Here is a 15,768-nt window from a genome sequence, read left to right as displayed (position 1 = left end):
GGCCAGAGCACTAACCGAAGTTCTTGACCCGCAGCAGGATCGTGTTGCATTCCGGGCACCGCAGGACCTCTTCGGGCTCCGCTGCCGAGATCTTCGCCAGCTGGCCGCGGTCGATTTCGATCCGGCAGGCGCCGCACTGTCCCCCGCGCAACAGGCCCGCGCCGACTCCCGCCGAGGCCCGCTGCCGCTCATAGAGCGCCAACAGCTCGGCGTCGATCTCGGCGGCCAGTCGTTCACGGCTGCCCGAACGCTGGCCGCGGGTGGTCTCGATCTCCTCTAAGGCGGTGTCGATCGCCTCCTGCACTCGGCCCAAATCAGCAGCCAGGCCCTCCAGCACGCTCGCTTCGGCGCTGGCCTGGGTCTGCAGTTGCTCACGCTGCTCCATCAACTCCAGCAGCGAGTCCTCGAGGCTGGATTGACGCTTCTGCAGCGTCTCCAGCTCGTGCTGCAGATCGACGACCTGTTTGGCGACGGCCTGCCCCGAGTCCAGCAGGGCGCGGTCGCGGTCCTCACGCTGGCGCACCGCGTCGATCTCCGACTCGAAGCGGCCGGCCTGGGCGTCCAAGTCCTCCAAGGCCAACTCCAGCGCGGCCAGCCGGTCGGCTGCCGCGGTGTGCTCGGCCTGGATGCGCTCGCGGTCCTGCTGCTCGGGAAGGTGCCCGGCACGGTGCGTGATCCGGGCCAGCTCGGCATCCAGCTCCAACAATTCCAGCAGCGAACGTTGTTGAGCTACAGCAGCCTTCATGACCGGTCTCCTTCGTGCGCGAGGTTCCAGGGGTCGGTGCGCAGCGTGCTGACACGCACCGGCAGCGCCGCACCGAAATGCGAGCGAAGTACGTCGGCGGCCTGCGCGCACCAGGGGAATTCACTGGCCCAGTGGGCCACGTCGACCAGCGCCATCGCGGACCGCCGGGAATGCTCGTCAGCCGGATGGTGCCGCAGGTCGGCGGTGACGTAGACCTGGGCGTCGGCGGTGGCCGCCGCATCCAGCAGGGAATCGCCCGCGCCGCCGCAGACCGCCACTCGCGAGACCGGCAGGTCGGGGTCCCCAGAGGCGCGCACACCCCACGAGGTGGCTGGCAGGCCCGCAGCGACGCGGGCGACGAACGCGCTCAACGGTTCCGAGGTCGCCAGGCTGCCGACCCTGCCGATCCCCACCCCGGCGGGCAGCGGCTGCAACGCGAATATGTCGAATGCCGGTTCCTCGTAGGGGTGGGCGGCCAGCAGCGCCGCGTGAATCGTCCCGCGCGCCCGCGCCGGCGCCACCACTTCGACGCGGTCCTCGGCAACGCGCTCCACCTGGCCCACCTGGCCGATCGCCGGCGTCGCACCGTCACCGGGCAGGAACTGGCCGGTGCCCGGCACACTCCAACTGCACTGCGCGTAGGCGCCGATGTGGCCCGCGCCGGCCGCGAACACCGCGGCCCGGACCGCCTCGGCGTGCTCCGCCGGGGTGTAGATCACCCATTTGTCGGTGTCGGCGCGTGGGCCGGCCGGCTCCAGCACGGACTCCACGGTCAGCCCGAGTGCTGCCGCGAGCGCGTCGGAGACCCCGGGCGAGGCCGCGTCGGCATTGGTGTGGGCGGTGAACAGGGCGCGACCGGTCCGGATCAGACGGTGCACCAGCGAACCCTTGGGGGTGCTGGCCGCTACGGTGTCCACCCCGCGCAGCAACAGCGGGTGGTGGGCCAAGAGCAGGCCGCCGTCGGGCACCTCGTCGACCACCGCCGCGGTGGCGTCGACCGCGATCGTCACCGAGCTCACCACGTCGTCGGGGTCACCGCAGACCAGCCCGACCGAGTCCCAGGAATGGGCCAGCCCGGGCGGGTAGGCCGCATCCAGTACGTCGATGACGTCAGCCAGCCGCGCGGTCACACTGCAAGACAGTAGTGCGCCACCCGGCAAGCTCTCCGCGCACGTCGGGGACAATGGGACCGTGACGCGCACGAGCACCGCCGCCGCCGAATTGGTGATCTTCGACCTCGACGGCACTTTGACCGACTCCGCGGCCGGGATCGTCGCCAGCTTCCGGCACGCGCTGGAGCACATCGGCGCGCCGATTCCCGACGGTGATCTGGCCGCGCGGCTGGTCGGCCCGCCCATGCACCACACGCTGGCCGCGATGGGCCTCGGCGAGCAGACCGAGGCGGCGGTCGCCGCCTATCGCGCCGACTACACCTCCCGCGGATGGCAGATGAACACCATGTTCGACGGCGTCGCCGCACTGCTGAACGACCTGCGGGCCGCCGGGGTCCGGTTGGCCGTGGCCACCTCCAAAGTCGAGCCGACGGCCCGCAAGATCCTCGCCCATTTCGGGCTCGACGGATATTTCGAGGTGGTTGCCGGGGCCAGCGTCGACGGCACCCGGGCCGCGAAGTCCGAGGTGGTGGCCCACGCCCTGGGGCAGCTGGCGCCGCTGCCGGCGCGGGTGTTGATGGTGGGCGACCGGCGTCACGATGTGGATGGTGCGGCCGCGCACGGCATCGACACGGTGCTGGTCGGCTGGGGCTACGGCCAGTCCGACTACGAGGGCACCGCCAACGCTGAATTCCCCGACGGTCCTGTTGCCCGCGTGCAGACCGTCGCCGAACTACGGGAGGTACTCGGTGTCTGACCCGATGCTGCATGTCACGTTCGTCTGCACCGGCAACATCTGCCGCTCGCCGATGGCCGAGAAGATGTTCGCCCACCAGCTCGAGCAGCGCGGGTTGGGCGGCACTGTGCGGGTGACCAGCGCCGGAACCGCGGACTGGCACGTCGGCAAGGGCGCCGACGAACGCACCAACCGGGTGCTGCGCGACAACGGCTACCCGGTGGAGCACAGCGCCGCCCAGGTCGGGCCCGAGCACGAGGCCGCGGACCTGGTGGTGGCGCTGGGACGCAACCATGTGGGGCTGCTGCAGGGGCTGGGCATTCCGGCCGAACGGATCCGGATGCTGCGGTCCTTCGATCCACGTTCGGGTGCCGCGGTGCCGGACGTCGACGACCCTTACTACGGCGGCCATGACGACTTCGTGCAGGCGTTCACCGTCATCGCGGCCGCGCTACCGGGCCTGCACGCCTGGGTCGACGGGCAGCTGGCGTTGGGCGAGAGCGGCTGATGCGACGCCTGGCCTTCCTGCTGCGCCCGAGCTGGCTGGCTCTGGCGGCGGTGGTGCTGGGCTTCGCCTACCTGTGCTTCACCGTGCTGGCGCCGTGGCAATTGGGTAAGAACACCACCACCTCCCGCGCGAACAGCCAACTTGAGCACGCGCTGACCGCCGAACCCGTGCCGGTGACCACGCTGCTGCCGCATCAGGATTCCTCGGCACCGGACGAGCAGTGGCGGCCGGTGACCGCCACCGGGCACTACCTGGCCGAAAAGCAAGTGCTGGTGCGGTTGCGGTCGATCGACGGGGTGCCGGCGGTGGAGGTACTGGCACCGTTCGCGGTCAAAGGCGGGCCGAGCGTGCTGGTGAATCGCGGCTACGTGCGCACCGACGACGGCGGCTCGCGGCTACCGGAGATTGCGCCGCCACCGGATTCGGAGGTCACCATCACCGCGCGACTGCGTGACTCCCAGGGCTCTATTCCCGGCAAGAACCCGTTCACCGAGAACGGTTTTCGCCAGGTGTACTCGATCAACACCGAGCAGGTCGCATCTGTGACCGGCGTCCCGCTGGCCGGGTCCTACCTGCAGCTCGTCGACGACCAGCCCGGCGGCTTGGGCGTGATCGCGCTGCCTCGTCGGGATGCCGGACCGTTCCTGTCCTACGGGATTCAGTGGATCGCGTTCGGGATCCTGGCCCCAATAGGTCTGGGGTACTTCGCGTTCGCCGAGCTGCGGGCACGCCGGGCGGAGCGCGCCGCGATGCAACCCGAGGCGGGCGAGGAAGAACCCGCGCCACCGATGACCGTCGAGCAGAAGCTCACCGACCGATACGGCCGGCGCCGGTAGCCCTTCGGCAGCGCTATGCCATCCTGGGGCGATGGTGAACATCTCGGGTGTCGGCATCTGGAGTGCGCCGCTGCGCTACGGCGATCAGGGCGAGGCCGCCGAAGCCGCTGCCGAATTGGAGGAACTGGGCTTCGGTGCGCTGTGGATACCCGACGTCGGCGGTCCGGTGTTCGACGCGGTGGGCAACCTGCTGTCCGCCACCCGCAGCGCGGCCATCGCCACCGGCATCCTGAACCTCTGGATGCACACTCCGGCCGACGTCGCGGGGTCCTACGCAGCGCTGACTGCGGCACACGGTGATCGGTTCCTGCTCGGCATCGGGGTCAGCCATGCTCCGCTGATCGACGCCGGGGATCCCGGGCGATACCGCCGTCCGCTGCGGGCGATGAGCGAGTTTCTCGACGGGCTCGACGCCGCCGATGCGCCGGTGCCGGTCGAGTCGCGGGTGCTCGCGGCACTCGGCCCCAAGATGCTCGACCTGGCCGCCTCCCGCAGCCGCGGCGCCCACCCCTATCTGACTACCCCCGAGCACACCCGGTTTGCCCGCGAGCAGCTGGGCGAGGGACCGTTGCTGCTGCCCGAGCAGACCGCGATCTTGTGCGCCAGCCGCGACGAAGCACGCGAGATCGGCACCAAGTGGCTGGGCTCCTACCTGGCATTGCCCAACTACGCCAACAACCTGCTGCGGTCGGGATTCACCGAGGACGACATCGCCGGCGTCAGCGATCGGCTGTTCGACGCGATCATCGCCTGGGGCACCGTGGAGGCCGTGCTCAGCCGGATCGCCGAGCACCGGGCCGCCGGGGCCGACCACGTCTGCGTGCAACTGCTGGACGCCGACCCACGCGCGTTCCCGCGGGAGCAGTGGCGGCAGCTGGCCGCGGCGCTGGGCTGATTCAGCCGACCGAACGCGCTGCGCCGGACCAGAACTGGGCGCGCACCGCCTTCTTGTCCGGCTTGCCCAGCGCGGTCACCGGCACCGATTCGGCGACGATCACCTGTTTGGGTGACTGGACCGAGCCCTTGCGCTCCTTGACCGCGGACTGGATCTCGGCGGTCATGGTGGCTACCGCGGCGGCATCGCTGTCCACACCCGGGCGCAGCACCACCACGGCGGTCACCGCTTCGCCCCACTTCTCGTCGGGGGTGCCAATCACGCACACCTGGGCCACCGAGGGGTGCTCGGCGATGACGTCCTCGACCTCGCGGGGGAAGACGTTGAAGCCGCCGGTGACGATCATGTCCTTGGTGCGGTCCACGATGTAGTAGAAGCCGTCTTCGTCCTCGCGGGCCAGGTCGCCGGTGTGCATCCAGCCATCCCGGAATGTCTCAGCGGTGGCCTCGGGAAGCTTCCAGTAGCCGCCTGAGAGCAGGGGCCCGGACACACAGATCTCGCCGACCTCGCCCTGGGCCACCGGGTTGCCGTCGTCGCCCAGCAGCGCCACCCGGGCGAACAGCGTCGGGCGGCCGCATGAGGTGAGTCGCTTCTGGTCGTGGTCGCCCTTGGCCAGGTAGGTGATCACCATCGGCGCCTCGGACTGGCCGTAGTACTGGGCGAAGATCGGGCCGAACCGGTCGATGGCCTCCTGGAGCCGGACCGGGTTCATCGCCGAGGCGCCGTAGTACACCGTCTCCAGCGACGACAGGTCGCGGGTGTGCGAATCGGGGTGATCCATCAGCGCGTAGATCATCGACGGCACCAGCATGGTGGCGGTGATCTTCTGCTCCTCGATCACCCGCAGCACCTCGGCCGGGTCGAATTTGGTCAGCACCACCAGCTGACCGCCCTTGATGATCGTCGGCACGAAGAACGCTGCGCCGGCATGCGACAGCGGGGTGCACATCAGGAACTTCGGGTGCTCGGGCCATTCCCACTCGGCGAGCTGCGTAGTGGTCATCGCGGTGATGGACGCCACGGTGCCGATGACGCCCTTGGGCTTGCCGGTGGTCCCGCCGGTGTAGGTGAGGCCGCCGATGTGGTCTGGGGCCAGGTCCGCGGCCGCCAGGGGCTGCGGGTCGTACTTGGCCGCCTCCGCGGCCAGATCTACGGCCTTCCCCTCAAGCTCCGGCGGCACCGGGCCGATGGTCAACACCTGGCGCAACGTCGGCACCTTTTCGAGCAGGCCCAGGGCCCGCTCCACGAAAGCCGGTGTGGGATCGATGATCAGCGTGCTGACTTCGGCGTCGGCCAGTACGTAGGCGTGGTCGTCCAGCGAACCGAGCGGGTGCAGTGCAGTGCGCCGGTAACCCCGTATCTGCCCGGCACCGATGATCATCAGCACCTCGGGACGGTTCAGTGACAACAGGCCGGTTGCGTCGGCTCCGAGCGCGTCGAACGCCTGGATGTACTGACTGATGCGCTCGGCGAGCTGACCGCCGGTCAACGTGGTGTCGCCGAGGAACAGCACCGGCTTGTCTTTGTTGCGCTTGAGGGCGCCCACGGTGAGATGCCCGGAATGAATGGGCTGGCGCATGGACTGCGTCGACATCGGGGCTACCTCCACTAGTGCGTGATGACTTGCCCGCTGGACACTACCGACCGCCTCATCGGCCCCGGGGACGAGCCGAGGGTTGACACCCCAGAGGCCCCAAGGCTTACTATTTGCGTATGCATGCAGATAATGGTCCAGCGGATCGGCTACCGGAGGATCAGGTCGGCCTGATCGTCGAGGTGTTCCGGATGCTGGCCGACGCCACCAGGGTTCAGGTGCTGTGGGCGCTGACCAGCCGGGAGATGTCGGTCAACGAACTCGCCGAGCACGTCGGCAAACCGGCGCCCTCGGTATCCCAACACCTGGCGAAGCTCCGGATGGCGCGACTGGTGCGCACCCGCCGCGAGGGCACCACGATCTTTTACAGCATGGAGAACGAGCACGTCTGCCAGCTGGTCACCGACGCCGTCTTCAACGCCGAGCATGCCGGCCCGGGGGTGCCGCCGCATCACCGCTCCGCCAAGAACCTCCCGGCCGCCGCCGGAGAGGCGCTGCCCGCATTGCGGCAGCGCGCCATCGAACAAGGGAGATGAGCCACCCATGTCGCACCACAACCACGAGCACGATGCGCCGCATGCACACGAACACACTCACGACGGTCTGACGCACACCCACGTGCACGACACTCACGAGCACGACCACATCGAGCATGAGCACGAGCACACGCACGAAGATGGGACCGTGCACAGCCATCCGCACACCCATCAGGTGGGCCTGGAGCATGCCGGCCACGCTCATTCGCACTGAAGACGCGGCCCAGCGACGCCCAGTCAGGCCGATAACACGATCAGTAGGGCGATGACCCCGATCAGCACCAGCAAAGCCGCCCACAGCACCGCTCGAACACCTGGCGGCTTGGCTGAGCGGCCCGTTGGAGTCAGCTGCGGGCTGGTCGACGGCGGTACGCCCCACTGGCCGCTCGGCGCCCGTTGCGGAGGAACGGGCGGCGACGGTGGAGTGGGTTCATCCGGTGTCGGAGAGGTTGTCATTCCCACCGCATTGACGATCTACGGCGAAGTCAAACAACTGGTGGGCGCGGACGGTATCGAACCGCCGACCGCTGGTGTGTAGGGGACCGGAGAAAATGAACAGGTGCCTACGCTGTCCAGTGTGACCAGGTCGGGATCCATGCATGAGTCCGCCTGATGTCGCGATGTCTCCACCGCGTTAGGCGGTGTCTTAGCAACTTGGCGGCAACACGGCGAACGCGCGTTCGACCCACGAAGAGGGATGAATCCGAAACACCGGGACGCGTCGGGGGCGAAGGCCAGAATCGATCCATGGTCTCTCCGAATGCCGCCCAGACCGCACTTGTGATTCCGTCAGATGCTCCCCACGCGAAATTCGTGCGCTACGCCCACGCTGTCGCCAAGGAATATCAACCCTTGTTCCCGATCACTCCGGCCACACGGCCTCTGACCGTTGGACTGGACCTGCGCACCCTGGGTCCGCGACCAGCGGACTACGAGGACTTGATCCATGTCCTACGTCGCGACGTCGTCACCCCGATGCTGATGGTGTTTGACGATGACGACGCCGACCTGGTCACTGCCTGGAAAGAGACATGCGAAGTCGAGGAGCACTACGTCATTCACTACACCGGCCCGCAGGGCGCGGACCGCTTCCTGGACTCGGTGGAGTTCACCGTCTCAACCATGCACGGCGAACAGCGCCGGGGTTGGCGCAAATGCCACTTCTTCGACATACACGCTCTGCTCGATGCGCAAAACACCACGGCGACGGATTTGAGCGCCGATGAGCGCATTCGTGCGGCGGTACGCGCTTCTGCGGGGTACGGGCTCGGCACAGATGTGATCGTCTCGCTTGCTCGGTCGGTGGGCCGAGCCGACGTGGGCGACAACGACATCGTCACCTCGGTCACCCCCGACGATTTGCACCCAATATTCGGCCACTACCTGCGGATGACCGGCAACCGGATCGTCGCCGAGTATCGGTCCGGCGGTCCATCCATCGGCGTCACCCGGAAGATGGAACCCCCGTCGGTGAGAGAGGTGTACGACATTGGACTGGCGAGCCTGCTGGGGTGGCTCGACATGTTCCGTATAGTCGCCTTCCAACTCGGCGACGTTCAGGCCCTCGCCGAGATCGACACCATACGGACACGCATCCGCCGAGCGGCCCGGGCACTCGATGAGGTCATCGCCGGGTTGAGCCGAACCAACGGGCATGACGCAGCCCCCACAGCAGACACAATCGAATTCGTCAGCGAAGCGTTTGACCGCGAAATGCTCTATCTGATGGCCGTTTTCGACGGCTATGGCCGCGCGTTCGTGCGCTGGCTCGACCCGACTTCGACTAGAGATCTTCGAAAGTCGTTGCACTCAGCCAAGACGCTTGATGATTACGTGGGCCCCAACTACGCCGGTGCCCCACAGCTGACCCGGTTGCGCGAGTTGCAGCGGTTCGCCTTCGCCTGCTCGCAGCTACGCAACCGCATCCACGATGCTGTCCTACCCACCGGGGCATTCACCAACCGGACCTATGGCAACAGCCAGGCCATCGCAATTGACCTCAGCCAGACCGATGTCGAGCTGACTCAAGAGCTAGTCGACCGCCTGGGCGTCTGGCAGGCAACACCACCCAACGCCATCTGGGGCCACCCGACGACCGTAGCCGAGGTCGCCACTACGGCCGTCGAGTTGTTCAAGGCCAGCCTGGAGTACATCGACCTGTTCACTCATCTGATCATGTGCACCAAACCGGCGGGCGCTCCGAACGCCATCGACCTTCTCGGCAAAGTGACTGATAACGGATACCGACCGCCCGAACCACACCCAGTCGAAGCTCTTTACCGGCAGCTCTTTCGATGGGAATGAGCGGTTCAGGGTGTCCTGCGGTCAGGCGGCGACTGCAGTGCTTCCACGGGCCGCCCCGGTGATCGCTGGTCAGCAGTGGTATTTGCAGAACACGCAACTGCAGCTTGCCCTGGTGTTCAGTCTGAGCCGCTTGAGCCGCCAGGGTCGGTACCATTTGCATCGGCGGCCTCTGGCTGGTAGGCGCTAAGTGCAGCTAGTACACGGTTATCTAAATCCTCTTTGGTCCAGGGATTGGAGGCCAAAAGATAGTTTCGCAACAGCGCTCGAAGGAGCGATGGCGCAATGTCTGCGCTGCGCCAAGTGGTCCCGGCGTGCGTGAACGTCGCCTTCTTCGGCGTTGCGCCGTGGGCAATTTCGGAACGATGGTCGTAAACCTTTTTGGCGAGCGCAAAAATCATCGCTGGGTCAAACTCTGAAGACAGCGCAGCGGCGGCACGGAGTGCCATTCGAAAGCTCAGTTCGGCTTGGTTGTCGAGCAACAGGGCTTCGATGCCGATCATCGAATCTAACGTCCGGTCCTCATCATCAGTACGCATCATTGCTCGGATAGCACGTCTCGCCGCTACTCCGACATTCTTTGGAGCTGAGGAAAGCGCGCTGAATGCCGGGATAATTTCGGCCACCGCGCTTTCATTTAACGGCTCGCGGGGAATCCTCCACTCGGGTTCAAAGCCGTTGGACTTCGGATAGTGGTTATAAGTGTGTGCCTTATAGACCGCCGGCAAGTCCGCAGTCCAGCAGTCCGCCCAGTTGTGCGGCCGGATCAGGACTTGGGTATACCCGGTGGGTGCACCAGAGACGATGTGGATGGCCTGTATGACTTGGTCTACCTTGGCTATCTCGCGGGGATCGACCACCGAGATTCCATAGAGGCTCGCGAGTCTTCGTTTTGAGTAATCACTGTTGTCAACCCGAAGGTCCCGAACAACTATCGCGTGGGTGGCAGCAGCTGTCAGGTGGCCGCTGACCTCTCCGGAATACAGCACATGCGGAGCACGAGCGCAATGCAGGTCCTTCGATATCTCTTCGATGTAAACGTCGCTGTTGAGCTCGAGATGGTGGACCCCCACATCCGTAAGCACAAGTGGTACGACAAGGTCGCCACCTAGGACATCGAGAAAACGTGCCCGCTCTAACTGTAAGTAAATATCTAGCAGCGCATCGTCCGAGTCGACTCCAGTCGCCTCGGCGCGCGCAATGATCTCGGAGACAAAGAATTTCCTGTAATCGAACCGCAACTGACCTTCGCGCCACTCGGCGTCGTCGGAATTATGAAACGGATTCAGGCGGCGGCAAAAATTTTGGTCACGAGCTGCTTCCTCGACTACTTCATCGATCGCGGAGCATAGCTCGGGCACATCCTCTATGGCCACCCTGGTGAACCTTTGTCCCGCGGCCCCGAACATCTCGGCCCAGTTGATCGGGTCATCGTCATCGGAACGCTCGAAAAGCTCGCGCGCCACAGTTGACGGCCATCCGCGGTCACTTCTCGAGAAACGTGGTCGGTGGAGCTTCGGCACATAGTGCTTGCCGGAGTCGACGTATTCGCGTCCCGCTGACCAAGCTGCACGAACAGCGGGAAGGGTCACCTGCCAGAGGAAGTCGTTTAGAGGTCTATCGGGCAAACCTCGCCCCTTCCATGGCGTCACCTAACCGCTTCGGATACAACACATACACCACCAGTCGCGACACAATAGCTCCCGCCGCGCCAGTCACTTGCCTGCTGCTCGGATGCGGTATTCGCTGCCTCCCACCTCAAATCTCTGGACACACCGGGACATTGTGTGCACCCGCGCAGCCCGCAGTACCTAAGGCGACCGAGCAATGAGACGACGACCTGCAATAACACTGGTGGGCGCGGACGGTATCGAACCGCCGACCGCTGGTGTGTAAAACCAGAGCTCTACCACTGAGCTACGCGCCCCTGCCTCGGGCAGGTTACCTGGACCGGTACCCCAGGCCCAAAACGATCACGACTTCAAGGCGCCCAACGCGTCAAGCCAGAGCTGCTGGTCACGCGCCTCACCGGGCTGCTTCATCTCGGCGAACCGGATGATGCCGGACTTGTCAATGACGAACGTGCCGCGGTTGGGAAAGCCGGTGTCGGAGTTGAACACCCCGTAGTCCTGGCTGACGGCGCCGTGCGGCCAGAAATCCGAGAGCACCGGGAACAGGAACCCGCTCTCGGTCGCCCAGATCTTGTGGGTGGGCGGCGGGCCCACCGAGATCGCCAGCGCCGCGCTCTCGTCATTGACGTAGCTGGGTAGGTGGTCGCGCAGCTGACCCAGCTCGCCCTGGCAGATCCCGGTGAAGGCCAGCGGGAAGAACACCACCAGAACGTTCTTGTCGCCCCGGAAGCTGCTCAGCGTCACCGGCTGCTGGTTCTGGTCCTTGAGGGTGAAGTCCGGAGCTTCGGCACCGACTTGCAGCATCAACGCTTCCCCGTGCGGGACTTGGGCTGCACCAGGCGACTGGCGCTCCAGTCCCCCAGGTTGACCGACGACGTCGGCATCAGGCCCGCAGTCGGCGCCGCTTCCGCGATCTCGGCGGGCTGCACGTGGCCGGAACGGCCGGTCTTGGGTGTCAATACCCAGATCACCCCGTCATCGGCCAAGGCGGTGATCGCATCCATCAGGGTGTCCACCAGATCCCCGTCGCCGTCGCGCCACCAGAGCAGCACGACATCGACTACCTCATCGGTGTCCTCGTCGAGCAGCTCACTGCCGGCGGCCTCTTCGACGTCGACACGGATGTCGTCGTCGGCGTCCTCGTCCCAGCCGAACTCCTGGACCAACTGCTTGCTCTCGATGCCCAGTTTGCGGGCGAAGCTCGGGGCGTTATCCGCCGCGACCACCGTGCGACCTCCTTCGATCATCAGCGCTGTGTGTGATGTGAATCATCGTTGCACAGCTCAGCGTGCTGGGCGGGCTCAGAAGGCTTTGCACAGCTGCATCCCCTTGTCCCGAGCCCGGTTGAGTTCATCCTTGCGGGCGTTGTACACCGATACCGGCGCCTTGGAAGAGATTGCGGTCGCGACGCCGCGCGCGGCCTGTGCGTAGGTGTTGAACGCGTCGGTCAGGTCCTGCGACAACTTCTCGTTGATCGCCGCGGCAACCTCGTCGGCACTGTGGTTGAGTGCCTCCACTGCCGGCCCGGCGGTTCCGGAGATATCCCCGCCGTTGTTGAACGCCTCGACGTACTTGTTCACCACGTCGACGGCGTCGCTGCTGCTCGAGGCAAACCGGCCGCAGGCACCGCGAACCGCCTGGGTCGTCATCGACTGCTGACGCTGGGTCTCACGAATGCTCGAGGTGGCCTCCGAAGCCGACACCGACGCCGAGACCGAGGAGCGATAGACCGGGGCCTCGGAAGTGTCGGCTTGCGGGTTGCCACCGATGATGCTGGTGCAGCCGACAACGCCCATTGCCAACGCCGCAACGACACCGGCCACTGACGCACCTACCCGAGCGTGTCGCCGCGTCTGGGCGCGCGAGGCAATCCGCCGTCGGGTCAGCACAACTTCAAACGTTACCGCGTACCTGCCACCTGGCCGAGATCAGCCCACCCAGCGGCACTCGCCCACCGGCGGTCGGGTGTCCGGTGGGGCACGATAGAAAAGACGAGACCGGCGAATCGATCGGTTGGTGTCGTCCTGGCCACAAGCCGGGAGGCACATATTGACCTCCGAACCAAGGAGCATTGCGTTGACCACTGAGGCCGTACATCAGGATCTGGCCAAAAAGCCAAGCAGCACAACCGAATCCGACCGGGTTCGGGTGATCCGCGAGGGGGTGGCCTCCTATCTCCCCGACATCGACTCCGAGGAGACCTCCGAGTGGCTGGAGTCCTTCGACGAACTGCTGGCCCGGTCCGGTCCGGCCCGCGCCCGCTACCTGATGTTGCGACTGCTCGAACGCGCCGGGGAGCAGCGAGTAGCCATCCCGGCGCTCACCTCCACCGACTACGTCAACACCATCCCGACCGAACTGGAGCCCTGGTTCCCCGGCGACGAGGAAACCGAGCGCCGCTACCGCAGCTGGATCCGCTGGAACGCCGCGGTGATGGTGCACCGCGCGCAGCGCCCCGGGGTCGGAGTCGGCGGGCACATTTCGACCTACGCGTCGTCGTCGACGCTGTATGAGGTCGGGTTCAACCACTTCTTCCGCGGTAAGGACCATCCCGGCGGTGGCGACCAGGTGTTCATCCAGGGCCACGCCTCCCCCGGCATCTACGCGCGCGCCTTCCTCGAGGGCCGGCTGAGCCCCCACGATCTGGACGGCTTCCGTCAGGAGCACAGCCACCCGGGCGGCGGCCTGCCGTCCTACCCGCACCCACGGCTGATGCCGGACTTCTGGGAGTTCCCCACGGTGTCGATGGGCCTGGGCCCCATGAACGCCATCTACCAGGCCCGGTTCAACCACTACCTGCACGACCGCGGAATCAAGGACACCTCCGACCAGCACGTGTGGTGCTTCTTGGGTGACGGCGAGATGGACGAGCCGGAGAGCCGCGGGCTGCTGCACGTCGGGGCGCTGGAGGGCCTGGACAACCTGACGTTCGTGGTCAACTGCAACCTGCAGCGCCTGGACGGCCCCGTACGCGGCAACGGCAAGATCATCCAGGAGCTGGAATCGTTCTTCCGCGGCGCGGGCTGGAACGTGATCAAGGTGGTGTGGGGGCGCGAATGGGACGCCCTGCTGCACGCCGACCGGGACGGCGCCCTGGTCAATCTGATGAACGTCACCCCCGACGGCGACTACCAGACCTACAAAGCCAACGACGGCGGCTACGTGCGGGAGCACTTCTTCGGCCGCGACCCGCGCACCAAGGCGCTCGTCGAGGATCTGTCCGACCAGGACATCTGGCACCTCAAGCGCGGCGGCCACGACTATCGCAAGGTCCACGCCGCCTACCGCGCGGCCGTCGAGCACAAGGGCCAGCCGACCGTCATCCTGGCCAAGACCATCAAGGGCTACAGCCTGGGCAGCTACTTCGCCGGCCGTAACGCCACCCACCAGATGAAGAAGTTCCGGCTGCAAGACCTCAAGGACTTCCGTGACGAGATGCGGATTCCGATCCCGGACTCCGAACTCGAGGAGAACCCGTACCTGCCGCCGTACTACCACCCCGGCGAAGGCGCACCCGAGATCCGCTACCTGCTGGACCGCCGACGTGCCCTGGGCGGCTTCGTGCCGCACCGCCGCACCCAGGCCAAAACGGTGGAGCTGCCAGGCTCGCAGGCCTACGCGGCGGTCAAGAAGGGGTCGGGCAACCAAGAGGTCGCCACCACCATGGCGACCGTGCGGGTGTTCAAAGAGTTGTTGCGGGACAAGCAGTTAGGCCCGCGCCTGGTGCCGATCATCCCCGATGAGGCGCGCACGTTCGGGATGGACTCGTGGTTCCCGTCCTTGAAGATCTACAACCGCAACGGCCAGCTCTACACCTCGGTGGATGCCGACCTGATGCTGGCCTACAAGGAAAGCGAAGTCGGCCAGATCCTGCACGAGGGCATCAACGAAGCCGGCTCGACGGCCTCGTTCACCGCGGTCGGGACGTCGTATGCCACCCACGACGAGCCGATGATCCCGATCTACATCTTCTATTCGATGTTCGGCTTCCAGCGCACCGGCGACGGCCTGTGGGCGGCCGCCGATCAGATGGCGCGCGGTTTCGTGCTGGGGGCGACCGCGGGGCGCACAACGTTGACCGGTGAGGGGCTGCAGCACGCCGACGGGCACTCGCTGCTGTTGGCCAGCACCAACCCAGCGGTGGTCTCCTACGATCCCGCGTTCGCCTACGAGGTCGCCCACATCATCGAAAGCGGCCTGCACCGCATGTACGGCCCGGACCCGGAGAACGTGTACTTCTACGTCACGCTCTACAACGAGCCCTACGTGCAGCCGGCCGAGCCCGAGGGCTTCGACCCCGAGGGCCTGCTGCGCGGCATCTACCGCTTCCGCGGGGCCAGCGAATCGCGGTCGAACACCGCGCAGATCCTGGCCTCGGGGGTGGCGGTGCCCGAGGCGCTACGTGCCGCCGACATGTTGGCCGCCGACTGGGATGTGGCCGCCGACGTCTGGTCGGTGACCAGCTGGGGTGAGCTCAACCGGGACGGGGTGGCCATCGAGCGCGAGCGGCTGCGTCACCCGGAGAGCCCGGCCGCGGTGCCGTACGTGACGCAGGCATTGGCGGACGCCACCGGACCGGTCGTCGCGGTGTCGGACTGGATGCGGGCGGTGCCCGAGCAGATCCGGCCCTGGGTGCCCGGCAGCTACGTCACCCTGGGCACCGACGGGTTCGGGTTCTCCGACACCCGGCCGGCCGCACGGCGCTACTTCAACACCGACGCCGAATCGGTGGTGGTGGCGGTGCTCGCCGCGCTGGCCCGCGACGGGGCGATCGACGCCTCCGTCGCGGTGACCGCGGCGACGCAGTACCAGATCGACGACGTGTTGGCCGCCCCGGAGCAGACGTCAGATTCTGGGGTGGCCTAGCAAGAGGC

Annotated in this window: 16 protein-coding genes and 1 tRNA gene; 9 read left to right on the top strand and 8 right to left on the bottom strand. The window is 66.3% G+C overall.

The features are described 5' to 3' along the window. Window positions 1–10: 10 nt before the first annotated feature. Together ACJH71_RS12305 and ACJH71_RS12300 are read right to left on the bottom strand one after the other, a co-directional pair. The gene (locus tag ACJH71_RS12305; protein ID WP_406758301.1) at window positions 11–745 is read right to left on the bottom strand and encodes a zinc ribbon domain-containing protein; all 735 of its coding nucleotides are present in this window, start codon (window positions 743–745) and stop codon (window positions 11–13) included. Continuing rightward, window positions 742–1,875 (bottom strand): Nif3-like dinuclear metal center hexameric protein, encoded by a 1,134-nt coding sequence (locus ACJH71_RS12300; RefSeq protein WP_406758300.1) that lies wholly within the window; start codon window positions 1,873–1,875, stop codon window positions 742–744. Before ACJH71_RS12300 ends, ACJH71_RS12305 begins: the two co-directional genes overlap by 4 nt. Before the next feature lie 61 nt (window positions 1,876–1,936). Between ACJH71_RS12300 and ACJH71_RS12295 the strand changes: the two genes are divergently transcribed. The 4 genes from ACJH71_RS12295 to ACJH71_RS12280 are packed head-to-tail and all read left to right on the top strand — an operon-like array spanning window position 1,937 to window position 4,832. Further along, on the top strand, window positions 1,937–2,614 hold the full coding sequence (locus ACJH71_RS12295; protein WP_406758299.1) for an HAD hydrolase-like protein: 678 nt from the start codon (window positions 1,937–1,939) through the stop codon (window positions 2,612–2,614). Further along, complete coding sequence (locus ACJH71_RS12290) at window positions 2,607–3,101, top strand: low molecular weight protein-tyrosine-phosphatase (protein ID WP_406758298.1); 495 nt, start codon at window positions 2,607–2,609, stop codon at window positions 3,099–3,101. The genes ACJH71_RS12295 and ACJH71_RS12290 overlap by 8 nt, the downstream gene beginning before the upstream one ends. Beyond that, window positions 3,101–3,937 carry an SURF1 family protein gene (locus tag ACJH71_RS12285; RefSeq protein WP_406758297.1) on the top strand — a complete coding sequence of 279 codons (837 nt, stop codon included), beginning with the start codon at window positions 3,101–3,103 and terminating at the stop codon, window positions 3,935–3,937. Before ACJH71_RS12290 ends, ACJH71_RS12285 begins: the two co-directional genes overlap by 1 nt. A 34-nt stretch (window positions 3,938–3,971) precedes the next feature. Beyond that, on the top strand, window positions 3,972–4,832 hold the full coding sequence (locus ACJH71_RS12280) for an LLM class F420-dependent oxidoreductase (RefSeq protein WP_406758418.1): 861 nt from the start codon (window positions 3,972–3,974) through the stop codon (window positions 4,830–4,832). A gap of 1 nt (window position 4,833) precedes the next feature. On the opposite strand, the gene fadD8 is transcribed toward ACJH71_RS12280, so the two are convergent. Continuing rightward, entirely contained in the window at window positions 4,834–6,426 is a 1,593-nt protein-coding gene (gene fadD8 / locus ACJH71_RS12275; RefSeq protein WP_406758296.1) for a fatty-acid--CoA ligase FadD8, read from the bottom strand. A gap of 119 nt (window positions 6,427–6,545) precedes the next feature. Here fadD8 and ACJH71_RS12270 point away from each other — a divergent pair, with 119 nt between their 5' ends. From ACJH71_RS12270 to ACJH71_RS12255, 4 genes are all read left to right on the top strand, one after another. After that, complete coding sequence (locus tag ACJH71_RS12270) at window positions 6,546–6,962, top strand: ArsR/SmtB family transcription factor (protein ID WP_406758295.1); 417 nt, start codon at window positions 6,546–6,548, stop codon at window positions 6,960–6,962. Between the two features lie 7 nt (window positions 6,963–6,969). Beyond that, window positions 6,970–7,176 (top strand): zinc transporter Slc39a7, encoded by a 207-nt coding sequence (locus ACJH71_RS12265; RefSeq protein WP_406758294.1) that lies wholly within the window; start codon window positions 6,970–6,972, stop codon window positions 7,174–7,176. Between the two features lie 51 nt (window positions 7,177–7,227). After that, a complete protein-coding gene (locus ACJH71_RS12260; RefSeq protein WP_406758293.1) occupies window positions 7,228–7,500 on the top strand; it encodes a hypothetical protein in 273 nt (90 codons plus the stop codon). Window positions 7,501–7,709: 209 nt separating this feature from the next. After that, window positions 7,710–9,266, top strand: a complete 1,557-nt coding sequence (locus ACJH71_RS12255) for a hypothetical protein (RefSeq protein WP_406758292.1) — start codon at window positions 7,710–7,712, stop codon at window positions 9,264–9,266. A gap of 116 nt (window positions 9,267–9,382) precedes the next feature. Here ACJH71_RS12255 and ACJH71_RS12250 read toward each other — a convergent pair whose 3' ends face one another. The 5 genes from ACJH71_RS12250 to ACJH71_RS12230 form a co-directional block, all read right to left on the bottom strand. Further along, window positions 9,383–10,729 (bottom strand): hypothetical protein, encoded by a 1,347-nt coding sequence (locus tag ACJH71_RS12250; RefSeq protein ID WP_406758291.1) that lies wholly within the window; start codon window positions 10,727–10,729, stop codon window positions 9,383–9,385. A 386-nt stretch (window positions 10,730–11,115) separates the two neighbouring features. Continuing rightward, a tRNA-Val gene (locus ACJH71_RS12245) sits at window positions 11,116–11,190 on the bottom strand. Between the two features lie 46 nt (window positions 11,191–11,236). Then, window positions 11,237–11,698 carry a peroxiredoxin gene (locus tag ACJH71_RS12240; RefSeq protein WP_406758290.1) on the bottom strand — a complete coding sequence of 154 codons (462 nt, stop codon included), beginning with the start codon at window positions 11,696–11,698 and terminating at the stop codon, window positions 11,237–11,239. Further along, window positions 11,698–12,120, bottom strand: coding sequence for a DUF3052 domain-containing protein (locus ACJH71_RS12235; protein WP_308486436.1), 423 nt, complete (start codon window positions 12,118–12,120; stop codon window positions 11,698–11,700). The genes ACJH71_RS12240 and ACJH71_RS12235 overlap by 1 nt, the downstream gene beginning before the upstream one ends. A 75-nt stretch (window positions 12,121–12,195) precedes the next feature. Next, the gene (locus ACJH71_RS12230) at window positions 12,196–12,717 is read right to left on the bottom strand and encodes a hypothetical protein (RefSeq protein WP_406758289.1); all 522 of its coding nucleotides are present in this window, start codon (window positions 12,715–12,717) and stop codon (window positions 12,196–12,198) included. Between the two features lie 253 nt (window positions 12,718–12,970). Here ACJH71_RS12230 and aceE point away from each other — a divergent pair, with 253 nt between their 5' ends. Then, entirely contained in the window at window positions 12,971–15,760 is a 2,790-nt protein-coding gene (gene aceE, locus ACJH71_RS12225; RefSeq protein WP_406758288.1) for a pyruvate dehydrogenase (acetyl-transferring), homodimeric type, read from the top strand. Window positions 15,761–15,768: the final 8 nt, after the last annotated feature.

The organism is Mycobacterium sp. SMC-15 (assembly GCF_045310925.1).
Lineage (GTDB): Bacteria > Actinomycetota > Actinomycetes > Mycobacteriales > Mycobacteriaceae > Mycobacterium.
The sequence above is the reverse complement of the archived record's forward strand: the minus strand, read 5'-3'. Positions and strand labels throughout refer to the sequence as shown.

What these genes read in the sequence shown, in the direction of transcription:
- ACJH71_RS12305 (WP_406758301.1), bottom strand. Translation starts at nt 745, where the DNA reads ATGAAGGCTGCTGTAGCTCAACAACGTTCGCTGCTGGAATTGTTGGAG.
- ACJH71_RS12285 (WP_406758297.1), top strand. Translation starts at nt 3,101, where the DNA reads ATGCGACGCCTGGCCTTCCTGCTGCGCCCGAGCTGGCTGGCTCTGGCG.
- fadD8 (WP_406758296.1), bottom strand. Translation starts at nt 6,426, where the DNA reads ATGTCGACGCAGTCCATGCGCCAGCCCATTCATTCCGGGCATCTCACC.
- ACJH71_RS12270 (WP_406758295.1), top strand. Translation starts at nt 6,546, where the DNA reads ATGCATGCAGATAATGGTCCAGCGGATCGGCTACCGGAGGATCAGGTC.
- ACJH71_RS12265 (WP_406758294.1), top strand. Translation starts at nt 6,970, where the DNA reads ATGTCGCACCACAACCACGAGCACGATGCGCCGCATGCACACGAACAC.
- ACJH71_RS12260 (WP_406758293.1), top strand. Translation starts at nt 7,228, where the DNA reads ATGACCCCGATCAGCACCAGCAAAGCCGCCCACAGCACCGCTCGAACA.
- ACJH71_RS12255 (WP_406758292.1), top strand. Translation starts at nt 7,710, where the DNA reads ATGGTCTCTCCGAATGCCGCCCAGACCGCACTTGTGATTCCGTCAGAT.
- ACJH71_RS12240 (WP_406758290.1), bottom strand. Translation starts at nt 11,698, where the DNA reads ATGCTGCAAGTCGGTGCCGAAGCTCCGGACTTCACCCTCAAGGACCAG.